The organism is Actinokineospora diospyrosa (genome assembly GCF_024171925.1).
Taxonomy (GTDB): Bacteria; Actinomycetota; Actinomycetes; order Mycobacteriales; family Pseudonocardiaceae; genus Actinokineospora; species Actinokineospora diospyrosa.
This window is the reverse complement of sequence record NZ_JAMTCO010000014.1, coordinates 184,277-211,125: the sequence shown is the minus strand read 5'-3', so window position 1 is coordinate 211,125 and position 26,849 is coordinate 184,277. Positions and strand designations below refer to the sequence as shown.

Annotated in this window: 36 protein-coding genes; 11 read left to right on the top strand and 25 right to left on the bottom strand. The window is 71.1% G+C overall.

Annotated elements, in window-relative coordinates; all coding sequences use genetic code 11:
• Window positions 1-5 precede the first annotated feature (5 nt).
• The gene (locus tag LV75_RS27205) at window positions 6-1,694 is read right to left on the bottom strand and encodes an alkaline phosphatase D family protein (RefSeq protein ID WP_253889891.1); all 1,689 of its coding nucleotides are present in this window, start codon (window positions 1,692-1,694) and stop codon (window positions 6-8) included.
• Window positions 1,695-1,840: 146 nt separating this feature from the next.
• Between LV75_RS27205 and LV75_RS27200 the strand changes: the two genes are divergently transcribed.
• Genes LV75_RS27200 through LV75_RS27190 form a run of 3 tightly spaced genes read left to right on the top strand, consistent with a single transcriptional unit; the run spans window position 1,841 to window position 3,030 of the window.
• Complete coding sequence (locus LV75_RS27200; protein WP_253889890.1) at window positions 1,841-2,170, top strand: ArsR/SmtB family transcription factor; 330 nt, start codon at window positions 1,841-1,843, stop codon at window positions 2,168-2,170.
• A complete protein-coding gene (locus tag LV75_RS27195) occupies window positions 2,167-2,643 on the top strand; it encodes an SRPBCC family protein (RefSeq protein ID WP_253889889.1) in 477 nt (158 codons plus the stop codon). The genes LV75_RS27200 and LV75_RS27195 overlap by 4 nt, the downstream gene beginning before the upstream one ends.
• A 9-nt stretch (window positions 2,644-2,652) precedes the next feature.
• Entirely contained in the window at window positions 2,653-3,030 is a 378-nt protein-coding gene (locus LV75_RS27190) for a PPOX class F420-dependent oxidoreductase (RefSeq protein ID WP_253889888.1), read from the top strand.
• 481 nt (window positions 3,031-3,511) lie between these two features.
• On the opposite strand, the gene priA is transcribed toward LV75_RS27190, so the two are convergent.
• Together priA and hisH are read right to left on the bottom strand one after the other, a co-directional pair.
• Window positions 3,512-4,237 (bottom strand): bifunctional 1-(5-phosphoribosyl)-5-((5-phosphoribosylamino)methylideneamino)imidazole-4-carboxamide isomerase/phosphoribosylanthranilate isomerase PriA, encoded by a 726-nt coding sequence (gene priA, locus LV75_RS27185; RefSeq protein ID WP_253889887.1) that lies wholly within the window; start codon window positions 4,235-4,237, stop codon window positions 3,512-3,514.
• A 9-nt stretch (window positions 4,238-4,246) separates the two neighbouring features.
• Complete coding sequence (hisH, locus tag LV75_RS27180) at window positions 4,247-4,882, bottom strand: imidazole glycerol phosphate synthase subunit HisH (protein WP_253889886.1); 636 nt, start codon at window positions 4,880-4,882, stop codon at window positions 4,247-4,249.
• A gap of 119 nt (window positions 4,883-5,001) precedes the next feature.
• On the opposite strand from hisH, the gene LV75_RS27175 reads away from it, so the two are divergent.
• Window positions 5,002-5,256 (top strand): hypothetical protein, encoded by a 255-nt coding sequence (locus LV75_RS27175; protein ID WP_253889885.1) that lies wholly within the window; start codon window positions 5,002-5,004, stop codon window positions 5,254-5,256.
• 9 nt (window positions 5,257-5,265) lie between these two features.
• Here LV75_RS27175 and LV75_RS27170 read toward each other — a convergent pair whose 3' ends face one another.
• Entirely contained in the window at window positions 5,266-5,403 is a 138-nt protein-coding gene (locus tag LV75_RS27170; RefSeq protein ID WP_253889884.1) for a hypothetical protein, read from the bottom strand.
• 399 nt (window positions 5,404-5,802) lie between these two features.
• Entirely contained in the window at window positions 5,803-6,270 is a 468-nt protein-coding gene (locus LV75_RS35950; RefSeq protein ID WP_372504240.1) for a DUF3558 family protein, read from the bottom strand.
• On the opposite strand from LV75_RS35950, the gene LV75_RS27165 reads away from it, so the two are divergent.
• A complete protein-coding gene (locus LV75_RS27165) occupies window positions 6,185-6,358 on the top strand; it encodes a hypothetical protein (protein WP_253889883.1) in 174 nt (57 codons plus the stop codon). The two genes, LV75_RS35950 and LV75_RS27165, sit on opposite strands and share 86 nt — an antisense overlap.
• A 5-nt stretch (window positions 6,359-6,363) precedes the next feature.
• Here LV75_RS27165 and LV75_RS27160 read toward each other — a convergent pair whose 3' ends face one another.
• The 6 genes from LV75_RS27160 to LV75_RS35655 all read right to left on the bottom strand — a co-directional run bounded on the left by LV75_RS27160 (window position 6,364) and on the right by LV75_RS35655 (window position 9,084).
• The gene (locus LV75_RS27160; protein ID WP_253889882.1) at window positions 6,364-6,756 is read right to left on the bottom strand and encodes a hypothetical protein; all 393 of its coding nucleotides are present in this window, start codon (window positions 6,754-6,756) and stop codon (window positions 6,364-6,366) included.
• Between the two features lie 95 nt (window positions 6,757-6,851).
• Window positions 6,852-7,385 (bottom strand): DUF3558 family protein, encoded by a 534-nt coding sequence (locus LV75_RS27155; RefSeq protein ID WP_308211048.1) that lies wholly within the window; start codon window positions 7,383-7,385, stop codon window positions 6,852-6,854.
• A 9-nt stretch (window positions 7,386-7,394) separates the two neighbouring features.
• The gene (locus tag LV75_RS27150; RefSeq protein WP_253889881.1) at window positions 7,395-7,787 is read right to left on the bottom strand and encodes a hypothetical protein; all 393 of its coding nucleotides are present in this window, start codon (window positions 7,785-7,787) and stop codon (window positions 7,395-7,397) included.
• 95 nt (window positions 7,788-7,882) lie between these two features.
• On the bottom strand, window positions 7,883-8,380 hold the full coding sequence (locus LV75_RS27145; protein ID WP_308211050.1) for a DUF3558 domain-containing protein: 498 nt from the start codon (window positions 8,378-8,380) through the stop codon (window positions 7,883-7,885).
• A gap of 55 nt (window positions 8,381-8,435) precedes the next feature.
• Window positions 8,436-8,822, bottom strand: a complete 387-nt coding sequence (locus LV75_RS27140; protein WP_253889879.1) for a hypothetical protein — start codon at window positions 8,820-8,822, stop codon at window positions 8,436-8,438.
• The gene (locus LV75_RS35655; RefSeq protein WP_253890019.1) at window positions 8,815-9,084 is read right to left on the bottom strand and encodes a hypothetical protein; all 270 of its coding nucleotides are present in this window, start codon (window positions 9,082-9,084) and stop codon (window positions 8,815-8,817) included. Before LV75_RS35655 ends, LV75_RS27140 begins: the two co-directional genes overlap by 8 nt.
• On the opposite strand from LV75_RS35655, the gene LV75_RS27130 reads away from it, so the two are divergent.
• Window positions 8,965-9,504: an RNA 2'-phosphotransferase gene (locus LV75_RS27130; RefSeq protein ID WP_253890009.1), complete on the top strand. Its 540-nt coding sequence runs from the start codon at window positions 8,965-8,967 to the stop codon at window positions 9,502-9,504. The two genes, LV75_RS35655 and LV75_RS27130, sit on opposite strands and share 120 nt — an antisense overlap.
• Window positions 9,505-9,514: 10 nt before the next feature.
• A complete protein-coding gene (gene soxR / locus LV75_RS27125) occupies window positions 9,515-9,979 on the top strand; it encodes a redox-sensitive transcriptional activator SoxR (RefSeq protein WP_253889878.1) in 465 nt (154 codons plus the stop codon).
• Here the strand turns inward: soxR and LV75_RS27120 are convergent.
• From LV75_RS27120 to LV75_RS27095, 6 genes are all read right to left on the bottom strand, one after another.
• Window positions 9,976-10,128, bottom strand: a complete 153-nt coding sequence (locus LV75_RS27120; protein WP_253889877.1) for a CG2302 family histidine operon protein — start codon at window positions 10,126-10,128, stop codon at window positions 9,976-9,978. The genes soxR and LV75_RS27120 overlap by 4 nt on opposite strands.
• On the bottom strand, window positions 10,128-10,730 hold the full coding sequence (gene hisB / locus LV75_RS27115; protein WP_253889876.1) for an imidazoleglycerol-phosphate dehydratase HisB: 603 nt from the start codon (window positions 10,728-10,730) through the stop codon (window positions 10,128-10,130). Before hisB ends, LV75_RS27120 begins: the two co-directional genes overlap by 1 nt.
• Window positions 10,727-11,830 (bottom strand): histidinol-phosphate transaminase, encoded by a 1,104-nt coding sequence (locus tag LV75_RS27110; RefSeq protein WP_253889875.1) that lies wholly within the window; start codon window positions 11,828-11,830, stop codon window positions 10,727-10,729. The genes hisB and LV75_RS27110 overlap by 4 nt, the downstream gene beginning before the upstream one ends.
• Window positions 11,827-13,149: a histidinol dehydrogenase gene (gene hisD / locus LV75_RS27105; protein ID WP_253889872.1), complete on the bottom strand. Its 1,323-nt coding sequence runs from the start codon at window positions 13,147-13,149 to the stop codon at window positions 11,827-11,829. The genes LV75_RS27110 and hisD overlap by 4 nt, the downstream gene beginning before the upstream one ends.
• A gap of 119 nt (window positions 13,150-13,268) precedes the next feature.
• Window positions 13,269-14,450, bottom strand: coding sequence for an aminotransferase class V-fold PLP-dependent enzyme (locus LV75_RS27100; protein ID WP_253889870.1), 1,182 nt, complete (start codon window positions 14,448-14,450; stop codon window positions 13,269-13,271).
• Window positions 14,435-15,928, bottom strand: coding sequence for an ABC transporter substrate-binding protein (locus LV75_RS27095; RefSeq protein WP_253889869.1), 1,494 nt, complete (start codon window positions 15,926-15,928; stop codon window positions 14,435-14,437). The genes LV75_RS27100 and LV75_RS27095 overlap by 16 nt, the downstream gene beginning before the upstream one ends.
• Before the next feature lie 36 nt (window positions 15,929-15,964).
• On the opposite strand from LV75_RS27095, the gene LV75_RS27090 reads away from it, so the two are divergent.
• A complete protein-coding gene (locus tag LV75_RS27090; protein WP_253889868.1) occupies window positions 15,965-16,738 on the top strand; it encodes a carbon-nitrogen hydrolase family protein in 774 nt (257 codons plus the stop codon).
• 145 nt (window positions 16,739-16,883) lie between these two features.
• Here LV75_RS27090 and LV75_RS27085 read toward each other — a convergent pair whose 3' ends face one another.
• Window positions 16,884-18,128, bottom strand: a complete 1,245-nt coding sequence (locus tag LV75_RS27085) for a cytochrome P450 (protein ID WP_308211047.1) — start codon at window positions 18,126-18,128, stop codon at window positions 16,884-16,886.
• A gap of 49 nt (window positions 18,129-18,177) precedes the next feature.
• Here LV75_RS27085 and LV75_RS27080 point away from each other — a divergent pair, with 49 nt between their 5' ends.
• A complete protein-coding gene (locus tag LV75_RS27080) occupies window positions 18,178-18,783 on the top strand; it encodes a TetR/AcrR family transcriptional regulator (protein ID WP_253889866.1) in 606 nt (201 codons plus the stop codon).
• A 23-nt stretch (window positions 18,784-18,806) separates the two neighbouring features.
• Here the strand turns inward: LV75_RS27080 and nadC are convergent, their stop codons facing one another.
• Genes nadC through nadA form a run of 3 tightly spaced genes read right to left on the bottom strand, consistent with a single transcriptional unit; the run spans window position 18,807 to window position 22,272 of the window.
• Entirely contained in the window at window positions 18,807-19,649 is an 843-nt protein-coding gene (nadC, locus tag LV75_RS27075) for a carboxylating nicotinate-nucleotide diphosphorylase (RefSeq protein ID WP_253889865.1), read from the bottom strand.
• Window positions 19,646-21,268: an L-aspartate oxidase gene (locus tag LV75_RS27070; protein ID WP_253889864.1), complete on the bottom strand. Its 1,623-nt coding sequence runs from the start codon at window positions 21,266-21,268 to the stop codon at window positions 19,646-19,648. Before LV75_RS27070 ends, nadC begins: the two co-directional genes overlap by 4 nt.
• Window positions 21,265-22,272 (bottom strand): quinolinate synthase NadA, encoded by a 1,008-nt coding sequence (nadA, locus tag LV75_RS27065; protein WP_253889863.1) that lies wholly within the window; start codon window positions 22,270-22,272, stop codon window positions 21,265-21,267. Before nadA ends, LV75_RS27070 begins: the two co-directional genes overlap by 4 nt.
• 59 nt (window positions 22,273-22,331) lie before the next feature.
• Here nadA and LV75_RS27060 point away from each other — a divergent pair, with 59 nt between their 5' ends.
• A complete protein-coding gene (locus LV75_RS27060; RefSeq protein ID WP_301319848.1) occupies window positions 22,332-23,039 on the top strand; it encodes an NUDIX hydrolase in 708 nt (235 codons plus the stop codon).
• 64 nt (window positions 23,040-23,103) lie between these two features.
• Entirely contained in the window at window positions 23,104-23,784 is a 681-nt protein-coding gene (locus LV75_RS27055; RefSeq protein WP_253889862.1) for an LON peptidase substrate-binding domain-containing protein, read from the top strand.
• A gap of 191 nt (window positions 23,785-23,975) precedes the next feature.
• Here the strand turns inward: LV75_RS27055 and LV75_RS27050 are convergent, their stop codons facing one another.
• The 4 genes from LV75_RS27050 to bioD form a co-directional block, all read right to left on the bottom strand.
• Complete coding sequence (locus LV75_RS27050) at window positions 23,976-24,566, bottom strand: DUF2567 domain-containing protein (protein ID WP_253889861.1); 591 nt, start codon at window positions 24,564-24,566, stop codon at window positions 23,976-23,978.
• Between the two features lie 54 nt (window positions 24,567-24,620).
• Window positions 24,621-24,815, bottom strand: coding sequence for a biotin synthase auxiliary protein BsaP (bsaP, locus tag LV75_RS27045; RefSeq protein WP_253889860.1), 195 nt, complete (start codon window positions 24,813-24,815; stop codon window positions 24,621-24,623).
• A gap of 90 nt (window positions 24,816-24,905) precedes the next feature.
• Window positions 24,906-25,958, bottom strand: coding sequence for a biotin synthase BioB (gene bioB / locus LV75_RS27040; protein ID WP_253889859.1), 1,053 nt, complete (start codon window positions 25,956-25,958; stop codon window positions 24,906-24,908).
• 110 nt (window positions 25,959-26,068) lie between these two features.
• Window positions 26,069-26,785 carry a dethiobiotin synthase gene (gene bioD / locus LV75_RS27035; RefSeq protein WP_253889858.1) on the bottom strand — a complete coding sequence of 239 codons (717 nt, stop codon included), beginning with the start codon at window positions 26,783-26,785 and terminating at the stop codon, window positions 26,069-26,071.
• Between the last annotated feature and the right edge of the window lie 64 nt (window positions 26,786-26,849).

Sequence of the window (26,849 nt, the reverse complement as noted above, 5' to 3'; positions counted from 1 at the left end):
GGGACTCACACGACCGGGCCGGACACGGACTTGACCTTCTGCGACCCGTCGGCGGTGGCCAGCGACTTGGCGTGGCGCACCGCGGAGGTCGGGCTGAGCCGGTCGGCCACGTAGTACCAGTCGGTCTGCACGCGCTGCGGGTTGACGTCGACGACCGAGTAGCCGTGGGAGTCGAGTTCCACGTAGCGCACGTGCAGGTTGCCCACGTGCAGCGCGGCCTCGGCGGCGACCGAGAGCGTGCGCGGCTCGACCTTGAGCAGGTCGTCGATGTTGTCGCTGGTGACCGAGGTGGTGACGAACTCGGTGGCCACGGAGTTGCCGTTCCACCAGTAGCTCGACCGGTCGATCGGGACCTCGGCGCCCCACGAGGAGTGGATGTCGCCGGTGAGGAACACGGTGTTCTTGACCCGGTTGTCGCGCAGGTGCCCGAGCAGCTCCTGGCGGTCGGCGGTGTAGCCGTCCCAGGCGTCGGCGTTGGCCGCGACGCTGCCGATCGGCAGGCCCAGCAGGGAACCCAGCGACTCCAGGAACCTCGACTCGACGTTGCCCAGCGAGATCGGGGTGATCATCACCGAGTTGCCGACCAGCTTCCACTTGGCGTCGGTGCCGGAGAGTCCGCTCTTGAGCCAGTTCATCTGCGGGTCGCCGGTGATGGTGCGGTTCGGGTCGCCCGGGTCGCCGCTGGACGGGGTGGTCTGCTTCGAGCGGTAGCTGCGCAGGTCCAAAAGGGACAGTTCAGCGAGCCGACCCCAGCGGAAGCGGCGGTAGATCTCCCCGCCCGCGCCCTGGCGGACCGGCATCCACTCGAAGTAGGCCTGCCGGGCGGCGGCCTTGCGCGCGTTCCAGTCACCCTCGGCGGGCTGGTGGTTCTCCGCGCCGCCGGACCAGGTGTCGTTGGCGTATTCATGATCGTCCCAGGTGATGAACCAGGGCTGGGCCGCGTGCAGCGCCTGCAGGTCCGGGTCGGTCTTGTACTGCGCGTGGCGGCGGCGGTAGTCCGAAAGGGACAGCATCTCGTTCGCCGGGACGTGCGGGCGGATGGTGACGCCGCGGGCCCCGTAGCCGCCCGCCTGGTACTCGTACAGGTAGTCGCCGACGTGCAGGACGCCGTCGAGGTCGGCGCGGGCGGCGAGGTGGCGGTAGGCGGAGAAGTAGCCCGCCTGCCAGTTGGAGCAGGACACCAGGCCCAGCCGCAGCTTGCTGACGTCGGCGTTGGCGGCGGGGGCGGTGCGGGTGCGGCCGGTGGCCGAGCGCACGCCGTCGAGGGTGAACCGGAAGTAGTAGGCGGTCCCGGCGGCCAGGCCCGCGGCGGCGACCTTGACGGTGTGGTCGCGGTCGGGGCCGGTGGTCGCGGCGCCGGACTGGACGACGGCGGCGAACCCGGCGTCGGTGGCCACCTCCCAGCGGACCTCGACGGTCGGGCCCGCGCCCGAGCCGGGGGTGGCCTCGGGGGTGGGGGTGACGCGGGTCCAGAGCAGGACGCCGTCGGGCAGCGGGTCACCGGAGGCGACGCCGTGCGCGAACTGGGGCACGGCGGCGGCGGACGCGGTCCCGGCGAGGGCGGCGGGCACCAGCAGGGCGCCACCGGCGATGGCCGAGGACTTCAGGAAGACGCGGCGGTTCGGCGTGGTGGGGGCGGTGGGGGTGGGCATGTCCAGGGCGGGCGTGGTGGGGGTAGACCCAGTGGGAGTCACGCCTGACAGTGATACACCGGGAAGGTAAGTGTCACAGCTACCGCCGGGGTGAACATCGTCAGAACTCGCCCTTGACTCGGGCGCGGTCGTCCCGCATTCTTAACTCGTTGGTTTCAGAACGAAATGGTTATGGAGGCGGATCGGGGATGGTCGACCAGCTCAGCGCGGTCTTCGCCGCCCTCGCCGACCCGACGCGCCGGGCGATCCTGGCGCGGTTGCGCGACGGTGAGGCGACGGTGGCCGAACTGGCCGAGCCGTTCGCGATGTCGCAGCCCGCGGTGTCCAAGCACCTGAAGGTGCTCGAACAGGCCGGGCTGATCACCAGGACCCGGCGGGCCACCGCCCGGTTGAGCCACCTGCGGGCCGAGCCGCTGCGCGCGGCCCGCGACTGGCTGGGCGACTACCGCGCGTACTGGCGGGAGAGCCACGACCGCCTCGACGACCTGCTCACCGAACTACAGGAGAAGGACACATGAGCGAGACCGTGATCACCGCCGAGCCCGGCAGCCCGTACGTCGAGATCACCCGCGACTTCGACGCCCCCGCCGCGCTGGTGTTCCGCGCCTACACCGAGCCGGACCTGGTCGCGCAGTGGCTCGGCCCGCGCAGGCTGACCATGAAGGTCGACCACTGGGACCTGCGCCACGGGGGCGGCTACCGCTACACCCACCTCGACCCCGAGGGCGGCGAGTACCACTTCCGCGGCACCTTCCACGGCACCCCGTCGGTCGAGGACGGCTTCGTGCAGACCTTCGAGTTCGAGGGCGCGCCGGGGCAGGTCGCGCTGGAGCGGGTGACCTTCACCGAGGTCGACGGCAAGACGACGGTGCACTCGATCAGCGTCGGCTTCTCGGTCGAGAGCCGCGACGAGTTCCTCGCCAGCGGCATGGAGCACGGCGTGCGCGACTCCTACGACCGGCTCGGCGAGCTCCTGGCGACACTGGGCTAGCCTGGCCGGATGGACGCGTGGACCGCTCTGGGCGAGGGCAAGTACCTGCTGGTGACCACGTTCAAGCGGGACGGGACCCCGGTCGCCACCCCGGTGTGGGTCGCGGGCGACGGCGCGGACCTGGTCTTCTGGACGGTCCGCGACTCGTGGAAGGTCAAGCGCATCCGCCGCGACCCCCGCGTCGAGGTCGGCCCGTGCGACCTGCGCGGAAACCCGCTCGGCGAGTCGAGGCCCGCCACGGCCCGGCTCCTCGACAACCCCGACTCCGAGCGGGTCCGCCGCCTCATCCAGCGCAAGTACGGCATCCTCGGCTGGCTCACCGTCGGCGGCAGCCGCCTCCGCCGAGGCACCAAGGGCACCATCGGCGTCGCCATCAGCCCGGCGTAGCACCATCCCTAACGGGTGAACCCCACCCGCTCCCCGACCAGATCCCCAGGTCGCACTTATCCACAACCCCCCGCCCCATCCACAGCTTTCCGCCGACCCCCCTCCCGCGCCCCAACACCGGTAGACTGGCACCGGGGACGCCCCCCGTGGTGTGGCGGGGGGCGGGGCCGCACGGGGAGGGCCTCCGGAAAGGGCGGCGAGGCGCGGTGAACTGGCGCCGCGCGTGGTTCGCCGATGGGGCAAGGGAAATCCGGCGTGGCGGTAATCAGTCCACACCAGACGATCGGGCGATCAGCGCCGCGACTGACCGCCCGGGTCGGTCGCGCGAGAACCGTGGACGGCACCCCGGACGGACGACGCCTCCCAGACGCGCATCTCCCACACGACATGACGTACGTCTGATCACAAAGCCTCCGGTCAGCTGCTTTCGTTGCCACACAAGGCAAGCAGCTGGCCGGAAGGCGTCTAGGCGGAGACCCGCCTAGACGACCGCCGCCAACGCCTCAGGCAGGGTGAAGTTGCCGTTGTAGAGGGCCTTGCCGATGATCGCGCCCTCCACACCGGACACCTTCGACAACGCGACCAGGTCGTCCACACTGGACACACCGCCGGAGGCGACCACCGGGGCCGAGGTCTTGGCGCAGACCTCGCGCAGCAGGTCGACGTTGGGGCCCTGCAGGGTGCCGTCCTTGCTGACGTCGGTCACCACGTAGCGGGCGCAGCCGTCGCGGTCCAAGCGCGCCAGGACCTCCCAGAGGTCGCCGCCGTCCTTGGTCCAACCGCGGGTGGCGACGCGGTGCTGCCCATCGGCGATGCGGACGTCGAGGCCGACGGCGATGCGGTCGCCGTGCTCGGCGATCGCGCGAGCGCACCACTCGGGGTGCTCCAGCGCGGCGGTGCCGAGGTTGACCCGGGCGCAGCCGGTGGCCAACGCGGCGGCGAGGGTGTCGTCGTCGCGGATGCCGCCGGACAGCTCGACTTTCACGTCCAGCGTCCCGACGACCTCGGCGACCAGCGCCCGGTTGTCACCGCGACCGAAAGCGGCGTCGAGGTCGACCAGGTGCACCCACTCAGCACCACCCTCCTGCCAGGCGAGGGCGGCCTGCAGCGGGGAGCCGTACTCGGTCTCGGTCCCGGCCTCCCCCTGGGTCAGGCGGACGGCTTGTCCGTAGGCGACGTCGACGGCGGGCAGCAACTGGAAGCTCACCCGGACAGCCTAACCGGTGACGTTCGCGAGCCAGTTCTCCAGCAGGTGCGCGCCCGCGTCCCCCGACTTCTCCGGGTGGAACTGCGTCGCCGACAGCGGCCCGTTCTCCGCGGCGGCAACGAAATCGTCGCCGTGCGTGGCCCAGGTCACCAGCGGCGCGGGCATCGGCGGTTCGGGATTGAGCTCCCAGCTGCGGGCGGCGTAGGAGTGCACGAAGTAGAAGCGCGTGTCCGGCGCCATCCCGTTGAAGAGGACGGACTTCTCCGGCGCGCGCACGGTGTTCCACCCCATGTGCGGCACGACCTCCGCCTCCAGCCGGTCGACGACCCCGGGCCACTCCCGGCACCCGGCCGTCTCCACGCCGTGCTCGATCCCCCGGTCGAACAGGATCTGCATGCCGACACAGATGCCCAGCACCGGCCGCCCACCGGCGAGCCGACGCCCGATGATCCGCTCACCGCGCACGGCCAACAACCCCGCCATGCACGCCGCGTAGGCACCCACCCCGGGAACGACCAGCGCGTCGCACTCGAGCGCGGTCTGGAAGTCCCCGGTCACCTCGACCTCGGCCCCCACCCGGCGCAACGCGCGCTCGACCGACCGGAGGTTCCCAGACCCGTAATCAAAGACGACGACTGATGCCACGCAGGTCAGCCTAGCCGCCGACGGCCGTGACAAAACCGTGACATGCGCATATGATTAGCAGTCCCCCTTACCGGGTAATCACCGGAGTGTTCGGTGGGTTCTGGGGCTGGGAGGCACCCATGGCGAGGTTGGACAGAAGACCGGTCCGCTGGTCGTTAGCCGCGGTACTGACCGCAGCGGCAGCCGTGGACACATACCTAGCCCTCTCCGAGGGCGTCTGGTGGCCCCTAACACTCGCGGTGGTCTGGATCGGCTTCGCCGCCGCGCTCCTGCTCCCCGCAGCGGAGCCCGTCGAGGTCCCCGCACCGCGCACCGCCCGGGAAGCCCTCGCCCTCGAGGGCTGGAACCTCCCCGCAGGCCTCGCGACCCGCTAGGCCGGACAACTACTCGGCCACCCACACCACGTGCGGCGTGATCTCCGCGCGTCCGCCGAACGCGACCAGCGCGTGCTCCGCGGACTGGACGCTGAGCCGGATCGAGCCGTCCTCGCTGACAACGGCCGCGTGGTCGTCGAACTCCATGCCCCACGCCGCGATGCGCAGGTCCGCACGATCTCCCGGGTGATCTCCCCGAACTCCGCCTCGCCGACAACGTCACGACCACCATCCGTGCCTCCTCGAGATCCTCACCCAGGCCGACCCGGTTCAACTGCACACGATCCCCGACGAGGTGGCGCTGGAACGCCCAGTGAGTTCGCCGCGAGTGCGATTTCCTTCTACCGCGCGGAATCAGCCCCCGTGGATCGGAGACCCCGCGCCCCGACGTGCCGTGCGCCGCGCAGCGCTCAGCCTGACGACGCTGCTGTCCCTGTTCGCCATCCTCACCCCCCAAGCGGGCGCCACCACCCAGGACATCGACCCTTGCGCGGGTAAGTCCAGGGGGTACCCCCCGCTCGCCCCCAGCACCGGGGGCAAGCCCACCTACGGCAACCGAGCCTCAACCCGCCCCGCCACCGCCACCGCACGCTCACACAACAGCGCTGAATCACCCCGGCCAATCGTCCGAACATCCACCCGCGATGTAGACGTGATCTCAAGAGCGACAACACAACCCGGACCGTAAACACCGACAGCCCTGACCCCATCGTGCCGACCTACCCGCACCGGAGTCTTCTCCCCACCAGCCACCAAATCCCCGACCGACTGCTTTCCGAAGAAGGTCACGTCGATCGAGTAGCTATCGGCCGCCAGCGGCTTCTCCACCCGCCACAGGCAGGAGGTCGCCCCCTTGACCTCATCGCCCTTGCCGTTGCCCGTTATCCCCAATGCCGCGGTATCCGCGGCGGACAACAAGGAACACGGCTTGATCGAATCTGGAGGCGCCGAACTCGGCCCGACGGAGGTCGCGCGCGAACTAGTGGGAGGGGTCGCACCGCCCGGTACCTCGATCGGGCTCCCCTGGGTCTGCGCGGTGCACCCGACCAAGGTCACCATGACGCCCGCCGCGACCCCGTACACCCATGAACGCCTCACTTGATCATTTTACCTTCCACCGAGGAGGTTGGTGGCGTGCTCATCGGCTTTCTGGTAGCTCGCCATGGCTTGCACGATGGCCTGCTCCGCCGCGGCCAACGAGTCGCCGAGCAGGAGCACCTGGGTAATGAACCCGGACTCGTCACCAGCGACCTTCTGCATGAACGGCTTCATCACCTCGGCGTTGTTCGAGCTCCCCAGCTTCGGGATCTGGAGGAGGCGCTCGAAGTTGCGGCGCTCGCCGTCGATCCAGGTCAGCATCTCCCGGACGGCCTTAAGCAGGGCTTGGCCACCGTGGTCGTTGACGGCGAAGCTGCCGCTCGCGGCCAAAGCAGCGAACTGGCCCACAGCAGCGCTGATGCCAGCCGCAGTCTCGATGTCCGGTGGAGTCTCCTCGCTCACGGCACCCAACGTAACGACGTTGCCATGGGCGCAACTCCTGAACAGACTCAGATACTCCGAACGTGGCGACCCACAGCCTCGACGGACATCCGGCCCTACGGCAACCGAGCCTCAACCCGCTCCGCCGCCGCCATCGCCACCCCGCACAACCCCGCCGAATCCCCACCAATAGCCCGAACATCCACCCGCGACGTCGCCGTGACTTCCAGGGCGATGATGCAACCCGAATCCATGTCCCCAAGCACCTTCACCCCTTTGTGCTCGCCCACCTGGACCGGCGTTCGCTCGTGGTCGCTCACCAACTCACCCAGCGAACGCTCCTTGTAGAAGCTCACGTCGATCGAGTAGCTGTTGCCCGCGACTGGCTTCTCAACCCGCCACAAACAGGAGCTTCTGCTCTTGCTCTCCTGCTCCTCGCCCACAGTCGAGATACCAAGCACCTGGACGTCTGACGCGGAGAGCAATGAACACGACTTGATGGAAGCCGGACGTCCCGAGCTCGGTCCCGCAGACGTCGTGCTCGCAGCGGCGGAAGTCCCGCCATCTGCCACCTGAGTCGGACTGCCCGGCGTCTGAGAGGTGCAACCAGCAACCAGCAGAGCGACCCCGATCAACCATGAGCGCCTCACTATGTCGCTTCACCCTTTCGCGAGTCGATCCGCAGCCTGCGCATCGGCCTCCTGGTAGTTGGCCATAGCTTGCAGTATGGCCTTCTCCGCCGAGACCAGGGACTCGCGGAACTCGGAGATCTGAGTGATGAACCCGGACTCATCGCTTGCGACCTTGCGCATGAAGGGCTTCATCACCTCGGCGTTGTACGAGCTGCCCAGCATCGGCTCTTGGCGCAACCGCTCGAAGTTGACGCGCTCCCGGTCAATCCATGCCAGCATCTCACGGATGGCCTTCAGCAGAGCTTGGCCACCGTGGTCGTTGACGGCGAAGCCGCCGCGGGCGGCAAGGGCGGCGAAGTGGCCCACAGCGGAGCTGATGGCAGCTGCGGTACCAATATCTGGCGGCGTCTCCTCGCTCACGGCAACGACCGTAGCGACGTTGCCCGGGGCGCAACTCCTGAACGGGCCCAGATACTCCGAACGTGGCGACCCGCAGCCTCGGCGGACATCCTGCCCTACGGCAACCGCACCTCCACCAATTCCGCCGCCGCCATCGCCACCCCGCACAACCCAGCCGAATCCCCACCAATAGCCCGAACATCCACCCGCGACGTCGCCGTCACCTCCAGCGCGATGATGCACCCCGAGTCCATATCACCGAGCGCCTTGACCCCCTTGTGGTCGCCAACCTCGACCGGGACCCGCTCGTGGTCGGTGACCAGGTCAGCCACCGAACGCCGCTCGTAGTAAGTCACGTCGATCGAATAGCTATCCGCCGCCAGCGGCTTCTCGACCCGCCACAGGCACGAACTGGCCCCCTTGATCTCGTCCGCCTCACCACCATCGGTGATCCCCAAAGCCTTGGCGTCCGCGCCGGACAGCAGGGAACAAGGTGCGATCGAGACAGGCCGCCCCGAACTCGGCCCGGGCGCCGTCGTCGACGTGGCGCCAGGAACACCCCCGGGCACCTCACTCGGGCTTCCCGGGGTCTGTGATGTGCAACCACCCAGCACAATCAGCACCACCGACGCGACTCCTAGCAGCCATGCACGCCGCACTGGATCGACTTCACCTCTCCCCAAATTGGTTCGCAGCCTGGTCGTCGGCTTCTTGGTAGTGTGCCATCGCTTCTGTGACGGCCTGCTCCGCCACGATCAAGGACTCGCGGAGCGCGAGCAGTTGGGTGATGAAGCCAGCCTCGTCACCAGCGACCTTCTGCATGAACGGCTTCATCACCTCCGCGTTGTTCGAGCTGCCGAGCATGGGGACTTGGCGCAGCCGATCAAAGACGCGGCGCTCGCGGTCGATCCACGCCACCAAGTCACGGATGGGCTTCAGCAGGGCTTGGCCGCCGTGGGGGTTGACGGTGAAGGAACCCTGGGCGGCGAGAGCCGCGAAGGCAGCCATGCTCGCCCCGATGACGGGAAGGGCTTCTGGAGAGGGCGACTCACTCACGGCAACGACCGTAACCAGGTTGCACGAGCCGCATCCCGTGAACGAGCCCGGGTACTCCGAACGTGGCGATGCCGAACACAAATGGGGTGTGCGGGGTCAGAGGCGCGTGGTCTACTACGGCGACATGGAAGACAAGATGATAATTCGCCTCTCCAAGAGGCTTTCGAAAGTTCTCCGGCACGATCCCGGCAGTATCGGCGTCACTCTCGACGCGGCCGGGTGGGTTGATGTCGATGATCTGCTCAAGGCCCTGGCGGCGCATGGCACCAGGATGTCCAGAGCGACTCTGGACCGCGTGGTGGCCGAGAACAACAAGTCCCGCTTCGCGTTCGACGGCACCGGTGCCCGTATCCGCGCCAGCCAAGGGCACACCGTCGCGGTCGAGCTCGAACTCCCCGAAGCGCCCCCTCCCCCGGTGCTCTACCACGGCACCGTCGCGGCGGCGATGCCCGGAATCCGCGCCGAGGGGCTTAAGCCGATGAAGCGGCACCACGTGCACCTGTCCGCCACCACCGAGACCGCGGTGAACGTCGGTTCCAGGCGTGGCAAGCCGATCGTTCTCGAGGTGGACGCCGGGAGGATGGCGCAGGCCGGGCACGTGTTCCTGCTCAGTGCGAACGGCGTGTGGCTGACCGCGCACGTGCCGGTCGAGTACCTCGACCTACCTGGAGCTGCCGGGTAGTGTCGAGGGGGTGTCCACACTGCCCGAGTCATTGACCATCGGCGAGGTCGCCGAGCGCAGCGGGGTGCCGCACACGGCGCTGCGGTTCTATGAGGAGCGGGGGCTGATCGCCTCCGAGCGGACGGCGGGCAACCAGCGGCGGTACCCGCGCGCGGTGTTGCGCAGACTGGCTTTCATCCGGACCGCGCAGCGGGTCGGGTTGAGCCTGGAGGAGATCCACGACGCGCTGGACACGTTGCCGGATCGGCGGACGCCGACGAAGGTGGACTGGGCGCGGTTGTCGAAGGCGTGGCGCACGGAGCTGGAGGCGCGCATCGACGCGCTGCAGCGGCTGCGCGACAACCTGACCTCGTGCGTGGGGTGCGGGTGCCTGTCGCTCAAGTCGTGCCTGTTGGTCAACACCGACGACCGCCTGGCGGCCTTCGGACCCGGCGCGCCGAGGCTGAAGGCCGCCGGTGAGGGCGGAATAGACTAGTACCAGGCGATGGCCCCGCCGAGGGCCAGCAGGGCGAGGACCGCGAGCACGACGGCGGCCACCCGGGAGTTCTTCCACGTCGTGTACGCCCCGCCGACGAGGATGCCCGCCAGGGCGATCAGGGCGACGACAACGACCTCGCTCGGCACTACAGCACACCCTTCGTGGACGGGACGCCGCCGATGCGCGGGTCGGGTTCGGCCGCGGCGCGCAGCGCGCGGGCGAACGCCTTGTACTCGGCCTCGGTGATGTGGTGCGGGTCCCGGCCGTGGATCACCCGCAGGTGCAGGGCGATCTGGGCGTGGAAGGCGATGGACTCGAACACGTGCCGGTTGAGCACGGTCGGGTAGTTGCCGCCGACGGTGAAGCCGACCATGACGTCCGGTTCGCCGGTGTGCACGCAGTAGGGGCGCCCGGACACGTCCACCGCGGCGTGCGCGAGGGTCTCGTCCATCGGGATCCAGGCGTCGCCGAAGCGGCGGATGCCCTTCTTCTCGCCGAAGGCCGCGCGCAGCGCTTGGCCGAGCACGATGGCGACGTCCTCGACGGTGTGGTGCGCGTCGATGTGGGTGTCGCCGGTGGCGCGCACGACCAGGTCCAGCGCGCCGTGCGTGCCCAGCGCGGTGAGCATGTGGTCGTAGAACGGCACCCCGGTGTCGATCTCGACCTCACCGGTGCCGTCGAGGTTGACCTCGACCAGGACCGAGGACTCCTTGGTGACCCGCTCGACGCGGCCGACGCGGTTGCTCATCGCACGATCTCCTTGCTGGCGGCCAGGAAGGCGTCGTTCTCAGCCGGGGTTCCCACCGTGACCCGCAGGTGGCCGGGGATGCCGACATCGCGGACCAGCACGCCCTGGTCCAAATAGGACTGCCAGGCCGCGCGCGGGTCGGCGAACGGTCCGAAGAGGATGAAGTTGGCATCGCTTGGCACGACGGCGTAACCGAGCCCGGCCAGCTCGCCGACCACCCGATCCCGCTGGGCGGCGAGGGCGTGCACCGACGCGAGCGTTCCCTCGGCGTGCCGCAGCGCGGCGCGAGCGGCGGCCTGGGTTAGCGACGACAGGTGGTAGGGAAGGCGTACCAACAACAATGCGTCGACCACGGCGGGTGCGGCGGCAAGGTAACCGAGCCTGCCACCGGCGAACGCGAACGCCTTGCTCATGGTCCGGCTGACGATGACCCGCGTGGGGAACTCATCGATCAGGTGCACCGCGCTCTCCTGCGGGGAGAACTCGGCGTAGGCCTCGTCGACCACCACGATCCCGGAGGTCGCCTCGACCAGCTTCCGCAAGTCCCCCAACGGGATCGACTGCCCGGTCGGGTTGTTCGGGCTCGTCACGAATACCACGTCTGGCGACCGCTCGGCCAACACAGCCACGGCGGTGTCGACGTCGAGCGAGAAGTCCGCGCGCCGCGGCGTCGGCGCCCACTCGGTCCGGGTGCCCGCGGCGATGATCGGGTGCATCGAGTACGACGGCTCGAAGCCGAGCGCGGTGCGCCCCGGTCCACCGAAAGCCTGCAGGATCTGCTGCAGGATCTCGTTGGAACCGTTGGCGGCCCACAGGTTCGCCACCGTCAGCGGCGCGCCGGTGGCCCCGGCAAGGTACGCGGCCAGGTCGGTGCGCAGGTCCACCGCGTCGCGGTCGGGGTAGCGGTGCAACGTGCCCGCGATCTCCGCGACGGCCGCGGTGAGGTCGGCGACCAGCTCAGGCGGTGGCGGGTACGGGTTCTCGTTGGTGTTGAGCTGGACCGCGACGTCCAACTGCGGTGCCCCGTAAGGGGAACGCCCGCGCAGGTCGTCGCGCAGCGGCAGGTCGGACAGCGCCACGCGCTCGCCGGGGGCGCTCACGCGTTGTCCCGGAAGCGCACGGTGACGGCCTGACCGTGCGCGGGCAGGTCTTCGGCCTCGGCGAGGGCGACGACGTGCCCGGCGACCTCGCGCAGCGCGTCCTCGCTGTAGTCGATGACGTGGATGCCGCGCAGGAAGGTCTGCACCGACAGCCCGGACGAGTGCCGCGCGCAGCCGCCCGTGGGCAGCACGTGGTTGGAGCCCGCGCAGTAGTCCCCGAGCGACACCGGGGCGTACGCGCCGACGAAGACCGCGCCCGCGTTGCGCACCCGGGCGGCGACCTCGCGCGCGTTCGCGGTCTGGATCTCCAGGTGCTCGGCGGCGTAGGCGTCCACCACCCGCAGCCCGTCGTCCACAGAGGACACCAGCACGGTGCCCGACTGCGGGCCGGTCAACGCGGTGGTGACGCGCTCGCTGTGCTTGGTCGCCTTGACCTGCCGGGCGAGTTCGGCGTCCACCGCGTCGGCGAGCTCGACCGAGTCGGTGACCAGGACGCTGGCCGCGAGCGGGTCGTGCTCGGCCTGGCTGATCAGGTCGGCGGCGACGTGCGCCGGGTCGGCGCCAGCGTCGGCGAGGATGGCGATCTCGGTCGGGCCCGCCTCGGAGTCGATGCCGATGAGGCCGCGCAGCAGGCGCTTGGCCGCGGTGACGTAGATGTTGCCCGGCCCGGTGATCGTGTCCACCGGGGCCAACTCGGCGCCGTCGGTGTCGGTGCCGCCGTGCGCGAGCAGGGCGACGGCCTGCGCGCCGCCGACCGCCCACACCTCGTCCACGCCCAGCAGCGCCGCGGCGGCCAGGATCGCCGGGTGCGGCAGGCCGCCGAAGTCCGACTGCGGCGGCGAGCACACGACCAGCGACTCGACGCCCGCGGTCTGGGCGGGCACCACGTTCATGACCACGCTCGACGGGTAGACCGCGAGCCCGCCGGGGACGTAGAGGCCGACCCTGGCGACCGGGACCCAGCGCTCGGTGACGGTGCCGCCGGGCACGACCTGGGTGGTGACGTCGGTGCGCCGCTGGGCGCCGTGCACGAGCCTGGCCCTGGCGATCGACTCCTCCAGGGCGGCGCGCACCGCCGGGTCCAGTCCGGCCAGCGCGGCGGTCAGTTCAGCGACCGGCACCCGCACGCCCGCGGGGCGGACGCCGTCGAAGCGCTCGGTGTACTCCAGCGCGGCCTCGACACCCCGGGTCCGCACGTCGTCGACGATCGGCCGCACCCGATGCAGCACCTGGTCCACGTCGACCTCGGCCCGGGGCAGCGCGGTGCGCAGCGCGGCGGGCGACGGGACGGCGGAACGCAGGTCGGTACGGGAGAGCATGGGGTCCTTCCATCGACGGGACCCGTCAAGAATATGCGCTGCGCATATGCGCGGGGACTTCGGTACCGCAGGTCACAGCCGCGCCCGCCTGCCGTGTCAGCCAGCCGTGTCAGCCGGTGTCAGAGCCGCGCGACCGCGTCCACCGCCCGGTCGACCTGCCCGTCGGCCACGAAGTAGTGCGGCGAGGCACGAACGACCTGCTCCAGGCCGCGCCGGGTCATGTCGTAGCGGGTGGAGGTGACCCTGCTGACGGTGACGGTGATGTCGCGCTCGGCGAGAGCGGCCTTGACCGCCTCGGGCGCCATCCCGTCGACGGTGAAGCTGACGATGCCGCTGGGGGCGCTGCCGAGGTCGCGCACGGTGACCCTGGGCAGGGCGGCGAGTCCGGCGCGCAGCTGGTCGGCGCGGGCGGTGACGGTCGCCGCGATGCGGTCGAGCCCCAGGTCGAGCGCGTAGCGCAGGGCGACGAGCAGGCCGAGCCGCTCGGCGACCGGGTTCTCCCACAGCTCGAACACCCGGGCGTCGGCGCGGATGTCGATCTTGTCCGGGCCGGTCCAGGTGGCGCCCTGGAGGTCGATGAGGCGGGGCTTGAGCTGGGCGAGTGCCGCTCGGCGGACCGCGAGCAGGCCGGTGCCGCGGGGTCCGCGCAACCACTTGCGGCCGGTGCCGGTGATCATGTCGGCCCCGGTGCCCGCGAAGGTCACCGGCAGCTGCCCGATGGACTGGCAGGCGTCGAGCAACACCAGCGCCCCGACCTCCTTGGCGGCGGCCGCAGCGGCGGCGACCGGGCTGACCACGCCGCCGTTGGTGGGCACGTGGACCAGGGAGACGAGCTTGACCCGCTCGTCCAGGGTGTCTCGCAGGGCCTGGAGGTCGAGAACGCCATCGGCGCCAGATGGCACCAATTCGACTGTTGCCCCTGCCTGCTGCGCGAGGTTCAGCAGAGCGATGGCGTTACCGCCGTACTCGACCTCGGTGGTGAGAATCCGGTCGCCGGGACCTAGAGGTACCGCGTCGAGGAGGGCCAACCAGGACCGGCTGGCGCTATCGGTGAAGGCGATCTCGTCGGGGTCACACCCGAAGAACTCCGCAGTGAGCCCGTAGCCCTCCTCGAGCTCCTCTAGCCGCTCCTCGTAGGCACGGTAACCGCCGACCTCAGCCTCGCGGCGCAGGTGTGCGACTACCTCGTCAACGACCGGGCGAGGCGGGAGAGACGAGCCCGCACTGTCGAGGAAGACCTGACTGACAGCGGCAGGCGTGTCAGCCTGCGCTAGCTCTACCGGGATCAGTTCGGCGTCCACGCTTGCAGGTTCCACCACGGCCCCCAGGTGTAGTCAGCGCCAGCGGCATCCACCACCGACGTATAACCGGTCCAGTTGTCGCGCAGTACGTAAGTGTGGGTCGGCACGGCCAACACAACCATGGTCGGAGCGGTGGCGTAGGCGCGCTGCAAGGCACGGAACGCGACGGCCCGTTGGGCTGGGTCGGTGGTCGCGCGCGCGGCGTCCAACGCTGCGGCAGTCTCGCCGCCGACGGGGTGCAGTAGCGGGAAGATCGCCGGGTCGGGGTCGAACGGGTCGCCGTAAGAGATCAGACCGGGAGGGCCCTTTCCTGCCGGGTCTGCGGTGACCTTGACTCCGAGAGTTGAGGCTGCCTTGGTGAACGCCGATGCCAGATCACGATCGATCACATCGGACGTCGAGTAGGCCAGGGTGAACTCGGCCCTCTCCCCCGCCCGAGCACGAATCCCGTCCGTTCCGGGCACCCACCCGGCAGCGTCTAGAACGCTCTTGGCCCGAGCGAGGTCGTGGTCAATGTGCGCACCGGGTTCAACGAACTCAGCCAGCACCGGCGGCACAGGTAGCGACAATGGCGCGCCCTTACCCACAAGTGCCTGGTCGACGATCTGTTGCCGGTCCACGGCGAGGTTAAGAGCGAGCCGGACGGCCGGATCGGCGGTAACGCCCTTGTCGTCGAACGCGACCGCGCGGACATCCGCACTGCGCTGCTCGACCACGGTGAGCCCGTTGGACTGGCTGAACTCTCGAGCCAACCGCGCCGGTAGCTCTGCCCCGTCGAGTTTGCCGTCACGCATGCGCTCGGCCCGGGACTCGTCTTCCTGGATGAACTCGATCGTCACGGTGGTGATGGCAGGCCTGCCGCCGTAGTACGCCTTGTTGGCGGTCAACGTCATCCGCGCACCCGTCTGCCAGTCGACGAGTTGGTAAGGACCGGTGCCGATGGGTTTGGTCGCGGTGCTGGTCGGCGCTGGGATGCCGAGCACGAGGAGGTCGAGGAAACCGGCGTAAGGCTGGGTGAGGTCGAACCGCACGGTGCGCGTGTCGACCACGTTGACCTTGTCGAGCATCCAGAACTGGCTGCGCAACTCGCTGCCCGGGTCTAACACCCGCCGGTAGACAGCAGCGACTGCGGCAGCGTCTAGTGCGGCGCCATCGGTGAAGGACACGTCGTCGCGCAACCGCACCGTCCACGACTTACCGTCCGCGCTCGGCTCCGGTAGCGCTGCCGCCAACGCGGGTCGCACGGTTCCGCTCGGCTGGTGCTCCACGAGCCCGTCGAAGATCTTCGCCGCGCCGTACCGGGCGTACCCGGACGCCGGATCCAGCGACTTGGGTTCGTGCGCGACCCCGATCACCAGCGAGGTTCCCGCGGGGTCCCCCGAGGCGGGCGGCGCCGGGTCGGGGGTGCAGGCCACCATCCCGCAGGCAAGTACCCCGACCACGATGACGAGACGCGATCGGCGAGGCAGGATCGACACAGGCACCGACACTAGTCCACACCCGAGGGAGCCCCCGTGCGCGTAGCGCTGTGCCAGATCAGTTCCACCCCCGACCCGGCGGCCAACCTCGACCAGGTCCGCACCCAGGTCGCCGCGGCGGCGGCCCAGGGCGCCCGGGTCGTGCTGTTCCCCGAGGCGACGATGGTCAACTTCGCGGTGCCCCTCGCCCCGGTCGCCGAACCGCTGGACGGCCCCTGGGCCACCGCGGTCCGCGAGATCGCCGACGCCGCCGGGGTGGTGGTCGTGGCGGGCATGTTCACCCCGTCGACCGACGGCCGGGTGTTCAACACGCTGCTGGCCACCGGCCAGGGCCACCACCTGGGCTACGACAAGATCCACCTGTTCGACGCGTTCGGCTTCCAGGAGTCGCGCACCGTCGCCCCGGGCGCCGATGTGGTCACCTTCGACCTCGACGGCACCACCTTCGGCCTCGCCACCTGCTACGACGTGCGCTTCCCCGAACTGTTCCGCGCCTTGGCCGACAAGGGCGCCTCGGCGATCCTGCTGGGGGCCTCGTGGGGGGCGGGACCGGGGAAGCGGGAGCAGTGGGAGTTGCTGGTGCGAGCCCGAGCGATGGACTCGACCTCGTGGGTACTCGCGGCGGGGCAGGCCGACCCGGGCCCGGTGGAGGGAACAACGCCGCTGGGAATCGGCTACAGCACCGCGGCGGGGCCTCGGGGGGAGGTCGTCGAGCAGCTCGCGGGTGAACCGGGCTTGATCTTGGTCGACATCAGCGACGTCGAGGACGTCCGGGCGGCCATCCCGGTCTTGGCCAACCGGCGGCTGTGATTGCTGGGCAGCGCTGGCTTCGCGGGGGCAGGCGAGGTCGGAGGGCCGGGATCGAACGACCAACCCGGCGCTCGACCTCGCCCATTCGGCGGCGACTTGCTCAGGAATCAAGCCAGCCGCACGCCGTCACCAAGCACACTCGGGATCACGGGCGCTCAGTGAGCACTACCCGGGCGCCGCGTTCCGGGATGAGCGTGATGTTGCGGGAGCGGGCCCGCTCGGGTCGGCCCACCGGAGTCAGGCCGAACCGGCGCAGGACCGCGCGCAGGATGATGGTGGCTTCGCGCAGGGCGAAGCCCGCACCGGGGCAGCGGCGGACGCCGCCGCCGAACGGGATCCAGGGGGCGGGGGCGGCGCTGAGGAAGCGGTCCGGGTCGAAGGTGTCCGGGTCCGGCCAGCCGCGGTGGGCCAGGCCGATGCTGGGGGTCACGATGGTCCCGGCGGGCAGGAGGTGGCCGCGGATCTCCGTCGGCTCGGCCAGTTCGCGCGCGACGCTGTAAATCACCGGGTGTAGACGCATGGCCTCCTTGGCGACGGCTTCCAGGTACTCGTCGTCGGCTTCGCGGGCTCGGTGCTGGATGGTCGGGTGGCGGGCGAGTTCGTGCAGGGCCCAGGCGAGCGCGGTCGCGGTGGTCTCGTGCCCGGCCAGCAGCAGGGTCATCATCTGGTCGCGCAACTCGACCGCGGGGGTGTCCGGGTCGGCGGCCAGCAGCCGGGACAGCACGTCGGTGCCGGGGGGTGCGCCGCGGCGGTCGCGGATCTCGGCGTGCAGCAGGGCGTCGGCGGCGGCGAGGGTGGCGGTGTTGCGCCGCCACGGCCAGACGCGGGTGAGGCGGGGGTAGGTCCAGCCGAGCAGGTCGAGCGGGCCGATGTCGGTGACCTTCGTGATCAGCGGCCGCAGCCGGGTGAGCCGCTCGCCGTCGGCCAGGCCGAACACGACCCGCAGGATGATCTCCAGGGTGATCGCCGTCATCGCCCGGTGCGCGCCGAACGGGCCCGGCCGCCACCGCGCGACCTGCGCGTCGGCCACCTCGGTCATCATGTCGTCGTACCCGCGCAGCGCGGCGCCGTTGAACGCGGGCATGAGCCGCTTGCGCTGGGCCAGGTGCTCGTCCCCGTCGAGCACCAGCACCGAGTGCTCGCCCATCACCGGCTTCAGGATCGCGTTGCCCTCGCCCGCGCGGAACCTGGCCGGGTCGCCCGCGAACACCGCGCGGATGTCCGCCGGCCGACTCACCACCACCGCCGTGCGCCCGGCGGCCAACCGGATGGTGAACGTGTCGCCGTAGCGGACGGCCCACCGCGGCGCGAACCGGTGCCGCGCCCGCAGGAAGATCAGCGTCTGCACCGACCTGGGCAGCCTCGGCCCGGCGGGGAGGGACTCGCGCACCCCGGTTTTATACATCCGTGTAGATCGACGGGCAACTACGCTGCACCCCGTGGGACACCGGGAGCAACTCCTCGTCGCGGCCAGGCGGTTGCTGCAGGACAAGGGTTACGCGCACATCACCGCCCGCGACCTGGTGGCGGCCTCGGACACGAACCTGGCCTCCATCGGCTACCACTTCGGCTCCAAAGCGGGCCTGCTCAACGAAGCGCTCGGCCTGGTCTTCGAGGAGTGGACCAGCCAACTCGCCGAGATAGCCCTGGCCGACCCGCACGCCTCACCCCTGGACCGCGCCCAACTCACCTGGGCGACCGTCCTGCGCGGTCTGACCGACAAACGCGCCCTGCTCCTCAGCTTCGTCGAAGCCATGGCCCAGGCCGACCGCGACCCGGCCCTGCGCGAGCAACTCGCCGCCCAACAACACCGCACCCGCACCCGAATCGCCGAGATCGTCGCTCTCTCCTACGGCTGCGCCCCCGAAGACCCCCGCTGCACCGCCGTAGCCAGCTTCGTCCTAGCCGTCTGCGACGGCCTGGCCATGCAATGGCTCCTCGACCCCACCGCGAGCCCCCGGCCCACTGACCTCGTCAACGGCCTCACGGGCCTGATCGCGCTCTCCGGCACCAGGGGGCTCGACCCGAACCCAAGCCGAGGCTGAGGTCGATCGCGGAAGTCTCAGGCCTAGCCCTCGCGTAGGTCCATGCCCAGGTCTAGCGCGGGTGCGGAGTGGGTCAGGCCGCCTACTGCCAGGTAGTCGACGCCGGTGGCGGCGTAGGCGGGGGCGGCGTCGAGGGTTAGGCCGCCGGAGGCTTCTAGGCGGGTGGGGGTTGCGGTGGCCCTGCGGACGGCTTCGACGCAGTGGGGGATGGTGAAGTTGTCCAGGAGCACCAGTTCGGCGTTCTCGGCCAGGGCCTCGTCGAGTTGGTCGAGGGTGTCGACTTCGACCTCGACCGACAGGTGTGGGGCGTGGGCGCGGGCGGCGGCCAGGGCCGCGGTGACCGAGCCCGCGGCGACGACGTGGTTGTCCTTGATGAGGATGGCGTCGCCCAAGCCCAGGCGGTGGTTGACGCCGCCGCCGCAGCGGACGGCGTATTTCTCCAGCAGGCGCAGGCCGGGGAGGGTCTTGCGCGAGTCCCGGATCTGGGCGCCGGTGTCGGCCACCGCGGAGACCCAGGCGGCGGTGGTGGTGGCGATGCCGGAGAGGTGGCAGAGGAAGTTGAGGGCCGTGCGCTCGGCGGTGAGCAGTTGCCGGGTGTTGCCGCGCACCACCAGGACCGGCTTGCCGGGGACGACGGCCGAGCCATCCTCCACACAGGACTCGACGGCCAGGTCCGACACCACCCGGCGCAGGACCTCCAGCGCCACCGGGATCCCGGCGACCACGCCTGCGCGGCGCGGGGTGAACTCGGCGACGGCCACCGCGGATTCCGGGACCGTGGCCTCGGTCGTGGCGTCCGGCCCATAGCGCAGGTCCTCTTCGAGCGCCGTGGACACCGCGCGGGCCAGGTCATCGCGGTCGATCACGCGACACCCCGCAGCACCGTCACGCCGCCCAGGACCGGCTGGCCCGACGGCGTCAGGCGGACCCACTGGCTGCGCCGCCACGCGTCGTCGCGGTCGGGGAAGTCGGTGCGGACGTGGCAGCCGCGCGATTCCCGGCGCTGCGCGGCGGAGGCGATCAACGCCCGGCTCGCCAGCGTCAAAGCCGCGTCCTCCACGGCGGTGCGCGAATCGAGCACTCGGTCCACAGCGGACACATCGAGCACCGAGCCGACCACGGCCAACCCCTCGGCCTCCCGACCGATGGCCGCGTACCGGCTCATCACCCGCTGCAACGAGTCCCGCTCCGCGACCGGCGCGACCGGCAGGTCGCCCACCACGGCCGCCCGCGGGTCGGCCAACCGACCGACCGCCAGGTCCGCCGCGACGGCCTCGGCCGCGCGCGCGCCCACCACGAGCCCCTCCAGCAAACTGTTCGACGCCAACCGGTTCGCCCCGTGCAACCCGGTGCTGGCCACCTCCCCCGCCGCGTACAACCCGACCAGCGGCGTCCGACCATCCACATCGGACACGACGCCACCGCAGGCGAAGTGCGCCGCTGGCGCGACCGGGATCGGCTGCACCACCGGGTCGACGCCCGCGGCGACGCACGCCGCGTACACCGTCGGGAACCGGGTCCGGAACGTCGCCGCGTCCAAGTGGGTCGCGTCGAGGAACACGTGGTCGTCGATCCCGCCGCGCTCGAGCGCCATGTGCCGGGTGATCGCCGCGGCCACGACGTCGCGCGGGGCGAGGTCGGCCAGCGGGTGCACCCCGGCCATCACGCGCGCCCCGGTCGCGTCGACCAGCACGGCCCCCTCGCCGCGCACCGCCTCGGTCACCAGCGGGCACCGCCCCCGCGCGCCCTGACCGGTGTAGAGCACCGTCGGGTGGAACTGCACGAACTCCACGTCGGCCACCGGCGCCCCCGCGCGCAGCGCCAGCGCGAGCCCGTCGCCGGTCGCGACCTCGGGGTTGGACGTGGCCTGGTAGAGCTGCCCGAGCCCACCCGTCGCCAGCAGCACGGCCGCGGCGGTCAGCACCCCCGGCACCCCGGCACCGTCGAGCACGTGCAGCCCGGCGACCGCGCCCGACGGCGTCTTGAGCGCCTGCACCGCGACGTGGTTCTCCAGCACCGGGATCCGGCCGTCGCGCGCGGCACCCAGCAGCGCCCGCTCGACCTCGGCCCCCGTCGCGTCGCCACCGGCGTGCACCACGCGGAACGCGCTGTGCCCGCCCTCGCGGGTCCGCGCCAGCCGACCGTCGGCGCCGGAGTCGAACACCGCGCCCAACTCCCGCAACCGGGTCACCGCGTCCGGGCCGCCGAACACGATCTCGCGGACCGCGTCGGCGTCGCACAGCCCGGCACCGGCGACCAGCGTGTCCGCCACGTGCCGCTCGACCGTGTCGCCCTCGTCGTGCTCACCGGGCAGCACCACCGCGACGCCGCCCTGGGCCCAGCGCGTGTTGCCGTCCCCGGCGGACGCCTTGGTCACCACCAGCACCCGCAGCCCCAACGACTGCGCGCGCAACGCGGCGGTCAACCCGGCGACCCCGGTGCCGACGACGACCAGGTCCGCGCGCGCCTCCCAGCAGGGGCTCATTCCCCACCGCCGGGCTGGCCGATCTCGATCATCCGCTGCACCGCGCCGCGCGCCCTGGCCGCGGTCTCGGGGTCCACGTGCACCTCGTCGCGGTTCTCCCGCAGCGAGCGCAGCAGCGCGGCCGGGGTGATCATCTTCATGTACCGGCACGAGGCGCGGTCGTTGACCGCGGCGAACTCGACGTCCGGGGCGGCCTTGCGCAGCTGGTGGATCATGCCGATCTCGGTGGCCACCAGTACCGACTTGGCCTTGGTGGCGCGCGCCTGGGTCACCATGTCGCCGGTGGAGAGGATCTTGACCCGCTCCGGGGCGACGATGCCCTCGCCCGCGAGGTAGAGCGCCGAGGTGGCGCACCCGCACTCGGGGTGGATGAACAGGTCCGCCTCCGGGTTGGCCGCCGCCCGCTCGGCCAGCTCCGGGCCGTTGATGCCCGCGTGCACGTGGCACTCCCCGGCCCAGATGTGCATGTTCTCCCGGCCGGTCTCGCGCTTGACGTGCGCGCCGAGGAACTGGTCCGGCAGGAACAGCACCTCGCGGTCGGCCGGGATGGACGCCACCACGTCCACGGCGTTGGACGAGGTGCAGCAGATGTCGGTCTCGGCCTTCACCTCGGCGGTGGTGTTCACGTAGGACACCACCACGGCACCGGGGTGCTCGGCCTTCCAGGCGCGCAGCTCGGCGCCGGTGATCGAGTCGGCGAGCGAGCAGCCCGCGCGCTCGTCGGGGATCAGCACCGTCTTCTCCGGGCTGAGGATCTTCGCGGTCTCGGCCATGAAGTGCACGCCGCAGAAGATGATCGTCGACGCCGAGCTGGAGGCGGCGATGCGGCTCAGGGCCAGGGAGTCACCGGTGTGGTCGGCGATGTCCTGGATCTCCGGCAGCTGGTAGTTGTGCGCCAGCAGGACCGCGTCCCGCCGCCGCGCGAGCTCGCGCACCTCGTCCCGCCACGCGGCGTCCGCCTCCACCCCGCTGTAGGGGGTCAGGTCGATCGTGTCCGCGGTCATGGGGTCCTCCTGTCGTGTCCGATTTCCGATCCCGAGGTTTTCGCCTTAGGATCGAAAACATGACCGATGCTACCACCGCGGCACCACCGCTCGTCCACGAAGTACTGGCCGCGGTGCTGCAGGTGAGGCAGGGATCACTGCGCGTGCTGCTGTGGGAGCGCGCCATGGAACCGCACGCGCACCGCTGGTCACTGCCCGGTGGCAGGCTGCGCGCCGACGAGGACGTGGAGACCTCGATCCGCAGGCAGCTGGCCGAGAAGGTCGACGTCCGGCAGGTGTCGCACGTCGAGCAGCTCGCCGTCTTCAGCGCCCCGGACCGGGTCCCCGGGCCGCGCGCGGTCGCCACCGCCTTCCTGTGCCTGGTCCCCTCCCACATGGACCCCGAACTGCCCGAGGACACCGCGTGGCAGCCGGTGTCGACGCTGCCGGACACGGCCTTCGACCACGGCGCGATCGTCTTACGCGCTCGTAATCGGCTGCGCGCGAAGCTGTCTTACACGAACATCGGGTTCGCCCTCGCCCCGCCGGTGTTCACCATCTCGGCGCTGCGCTCGCTCTACTCGGCCGCGCTGGGCTACCGGGTGTCGGCCACGAACCTGCAGCGGGTGCTGTCGCGGCGGGGTCTGCTGGAGCCGACCGGGGGGACCGCGCGGCCCGGCCGGGCCGGTGGGCGGCCCGCGGCGCAATTCCGGTTCGCCGACAGCACAATGGCGGTCACCGACCCGTTCGCGGTGCTCAAACCCCCCGCACAGGAGCGGGGGCGGTGACCGGTTGCGCGCCGGGGGCCACCATCGGACAGCGGGCGGTTGCGCTTCGTCGTAGCGTTGTCGCGTGGCCGATTCGCTTCCGCTGTTCCCGCTTCGGGCGGTGCTGCTTCCCGGGGCGAACCTGCCTTTGCACATCTTCGAGCCCCGCTACCGGCAGCTGACCGTCGACCTCGTCACCGGCGCGCTGCCCGAGCGCGTGTTCGGCGTGGTCTCGCTGCGCCCGTCCACCGACCACGAGGTCACCGACATCTCGCAGCTGCGCGACATCGGCTGCGCCGCGGCGCTGCGCCAGGCCAAGCGGTTGCCCGACGGCCGCTTCGACATCGTCGCCACCGGCGACCGCCGGTTCCGGCTGCTCGACATCGACGCGACCGCGGCGCCCTACCTGATGGGCACCGTGGAGTGGGTGCCCGACACCGAGCAGCCCACCGCGGCGGTCGAGTCGGTGTCGATGCTGGTCGACGCGGCCCGCGCCGCGCACCGCCGCTACTGCAACGCGGCGTGGCGCAGCGACGACTGGACCGAACCGGACGCCGACACCGAGACCTACAAGCTGGCGCACGCGCTCGCCGCGGACTGCCTGCTGAGCCTGGAGGACCGCCAGCGGCTGCTGGAGGAGACCCGTCCGCTGCACCGGCTGCGGATGGTCGGGCAACTGCTCAACCGGGAGGCGGGCATCCTCTCGGCGCTGCACGCGGTCCCCGCGCCACCGACGGAGTTCAACACCCCGCTGTGCCTGAACTGACCAGTGCTTGAACTGACCAGTGCCTGAACTGAGCCGTGCCTGAACTGAGCTGTGCCGTGTCTGGACTGCGCCGTCTCTGGACTGCGCCGAGTCTGACCTGGACCGTGTCCGAACCGGACCGTGCCGGGACCAGGCAGCGCGCGACCCCGGGGAACCCCTGTCGCGCAAAGGACGGGCCCGCGCCTGAGGTGCTAGCCGAGCCTGCGGCCGAGGTCGTCGCGACCGTTCCACGCGGCGGCCAGGCCGTAGCTCAGCGCGGTGCCCAGCGGCCAGGCGAGGATGCCCCAGATGGACTCCAGCCGGGGCGCCAGGGTGAGCACGTCACCGACCTGCGGGGCGGCGGGCAGCTCGAACCGGCCCTGCGCCCAGGACAGCCCCACCTGGTAGGCCAACCACGCCGCGAGCGCGGACCCGAGGACCGCGGCGATGAGCAGCACCGGGCCCCGGCGCTCGCGCATCAGCCACAGCGCCGCGCCGGTGATGATCCCGGCCGCCAGGCCGAGGAGCAGGAACAGCACGAGGTCGTCGAAGCGGTGGTAGCTCTCGGTGCGCAACGCGGCGGGCTTGCCGTCCTCGATGATCTGCACCAGCAGGCCGGGCGCCAGCCGCGACCAGAGGAACCCGACCGCGAGGCCGAGCAGCGAGATCGTGGACAGCACGCTGATCGCGGGCAGCACGTCGCGCTTGACGGCCACCGGTACCCGCCGCTGGTCCGCGGGCGGTACCGGGTACGGCGGTGGTGCGTCCCGCGCGTCCTCTGTCCGCACCGGCTGCTCCGCCACCCGTCGACCTCCACTCGCGAACCCCAGCGGACCGCGTTCGGTCCGCCCGCGAGACTAGCCCGTCGGCACCGCGCTGGTCGTCTCGCCGTGCCTGCTGCACCGGGCGGACCAGCCGACCGGGGTGATCTGCACGACCATGCGGCGGGCGCACTCGGGGCAGAAGCGGGGCGGCTCGAGCGCGGCCCGCGCGCCCCGGCAACCGGGGTGCTCCCCCTCGGCGTCGGGGCGACCGCAGTGCACGCAGAACATGGGGAGCACTCCTAGCTCTCGGAACTCGCTGGTGCCAACCGCTCGACGGGGCTGCTTCGCCCCGTCGAGCCGCACGCTAGCCCTACGGGGTCACAGCGAGTCGCTGAGCGCCTTGATCGGCATCTTCAGGTCGGCGAGCATGTCCAGGTCGCGCTGGGCGGGCCTACCGAGGTTGGTCAGGTAGTTGCCGACGATGATCGCGTTGATGCCGCCCAGCATGCCCTGCTCGGCGCCCAGGTCACCGAGGGTGAGCTCGCGCCCGCCCGCGAAGCGCAGCATGGTGCGCGGCAGGGCGAGCCGGAACGCGGCGACCAGCTTGAGCGCCTCGCGGCCCTCGATGGGCACGTAGTCCTCGTAGGGGGTGCCCGGCTGCGGGATGAGGAAGTTCATCGGGACCTCGTGCGGGTCCAGCTCGGCCAGCTGCACGGCGAACTCGGCGCGCTGCTCCTCGCTCTCCCCCATGCCCAGGATGCCGCCGCTGCAGACCTCCATGCCCGCCTCGCGGACCATCCGCAGCGTGTCCCAGCGCTCCTCCCAGGAGTGCGTGGTGACCACGTTCGGGAAGTGCGAGCGGGCGGTCTCGAGGTTGTGGTTGTAGCGGTGCACGCCCATGCCGACCAGCTCGTCGACCTGCTCCTGGGTGAGCATGCCCAGCGAGCACGCGATCTGGATGTCGTTGCCGGACTCCCGGATCGCCTTGATGCCGTCGCGCACCTGCGAGAGCAGCCGGGCGTCGGGGCCGCGCACGGCGGCGACGATGCAGAACTCGGTCGCGCCGGTCAGCGCGGTCTGCCTGGCCGCCTCGACCAGGCCGGGGATGTCGAGCCAGGCCGAGCGGACCGGGGTGGGGAAGCGGCCCGACTGCGAGCAGAAGTGGCAGTCCTCGGGGCAGCCGCCGGTCTTGAGGCTGATGATGCCCTCGACCTCGACCTCGGGGCCGCACCAGCGCATCCGCACCTCGTGCGCGAGCGCCAGCAGGTCCTCGAACCGGTCGTCGGCCAACCGCAGCACGGCGAGCACCTGCTCCTGCGACAGGCCGACGCCGCGCTCGAGCACCTGCTCGCGGGCGACGGCGAGCACGTCAGCCTCGATGGTGCTGTCGTGGGTGCGCTCAGCGGCGGCGGTCACGGGTGTCCTCCTCATGGGGCGGCCTGTGGGATGTGCTCACAGGACCACGAAGTCGGTGGCTCCGCGATTCTGTGACCCGAGCGAACAGTCTGCCCCATGGGGGTGGTCGGGATGAGCGATGAATGTCACGCCGGGTGCGTGTCGGCGAAGTCCTTGGCGTCGAAGGTGCCGCCCAGCACCGGCCCGAGCGCGGCCCTGGCGACCTGCGCGAAGGCCACCGGGTCGAGCTCGCCCGCGCGCTCGGGGACGGCGCCGATCAACGGGGCTTGGGCGACGACCGGCAGGTCATCGATGTTGCACCGCGCGGCCAAGTCGGGCGCGTCGGGCCAGTCGCCGATGACCACCCCGGTGCACACGACCCCGCGGCGGCGCAGCGCCTCGGCGGTCAGCGCGGTGGCGTTGAGCGTCCCGAGCCCAGCCTGGGCGACGATGACGACCGGGGCGCCCAGGGCCCAGGCGACGTCGGCGAGCGTGCCGCCGTCGGGGTCGAACCGCACCAGCAGACCGCCCGCGCCCTCGACGAGCACCAGGTCGTGGCCGTGGTCGAGCTCCACCGCCACCCCGGCGACCTCCGACGGGCGCACCGGCGGCATGCCGACCCGGCGGGCCGCGGTGTCGGGGGCGAGCGGGTCGGGGAAGCGGCGCAGTTCGCGGGTGGTGATCCCGGCGACCCGGGCGCGGACCTCGTCGACGTCGCCGGGTTCGGCGGCCCCGACCCCGGTCTGCGCCGGTTTGAGCACGGCGACCCGCTGGCCGTTGGCCGCGGCGAGCGCGGCGATCCCGGCGGTGACGACGGTCTTGCCGACGCCGGTGCCGGTCCCGGTGATCACGAGGACACTCACGGGCAGACAGGCTAGCGGCCGGTGCTGAACGGAGAACCCCGACCGGGTCACGACTGGGGTTAGG

Coding starts and splice junctions, on each gene's coding strand:
- LV75_RS27200 (WP_253889890.1), top strand. CDS start 1,841: ATGGTCGACCAGCTCAGCGCGGTCTTCGCCGCCCTCGCCGACCCGACG.
- LV75_RS27195 (WP_253889889.1), top strand. CDS start 2,167: ATGAGCGAGACCGTGATCACCGCCGAGCCCGGCAGCCCGTACGTCGAG.
- LV75_RS27190 (WP_253889888.1), top strand. CDS start 2,653: ATGGACGCGTGGACCGCTCTGGGCGAGGGCAAGTACCTGCTGGTGACC.
- LV75_RS27175 (WP_253889885.1), top strand. CDS start 5,002: ATGGCGAGGTTGGACAGAAGACCGGTCCGCTGGTCGTTAGCCGCGGTA.
- LV75_RS27170 (WP_253889884.1), bottom strand. CDS start 5,403: ATGGAGTTCGACGACCACGCGGCCGTTGTCAGCGAGGACGGCTCGATC.
- LV75_RS35655 (WP_253890019.1), bottom strand. CDS start 9,084: ATGCGCCGCCAGGGCCTTGAGCAGATCATCGACATCAACCCACCCGGC.
- hisB (WP_253889876.1), bottom strand. CDS start 10,730: ATGAGCAACCGCGTCGGCCGCGTCGAGCGGGTCACCAAGGAGTCCTCG.
- hisD (WP_253889872.1), bottom strand. CDS start 13,149: ATGCTCTCCCGTACCGACCTGCGTTCCGCCGTCCCGTCGCCCGCCGCG.
- LV75_RS27070 (WP_253889864.1), bottom strand. CDS start 21,268: ATGAGCCCCTGCTGGGAGGCGCGCGCGGACCTGGTCGTCGTCGGCACC.
- nadA (WP_253889863.1), bottom strand. CDS start 22,272: ATGACCGCGGACACGATCGACCTGACCCCCTACAGCGGGGTGGAGGCG.
- LV75_RS27060 (WP_301319848.1), top strand. CDS start 22,332: ATGACCGATGCTACCACCGCGGCACCACCGCTCGTCCACGAAGTACTG.
- bsaP (WP_253889860.1), bottom strand. CDS start 24,815: ATGTTCTGCGTGCACTGCGGTCGCCCCGACGCCGAGGGGGAGCACCCC.
- bioB (WP_253889859.1), bottom strand. CDS start 25,958: ATGAGGAGGACACCCGTGACCGCCGCCGCTGAGCGCACCCACGACAGC.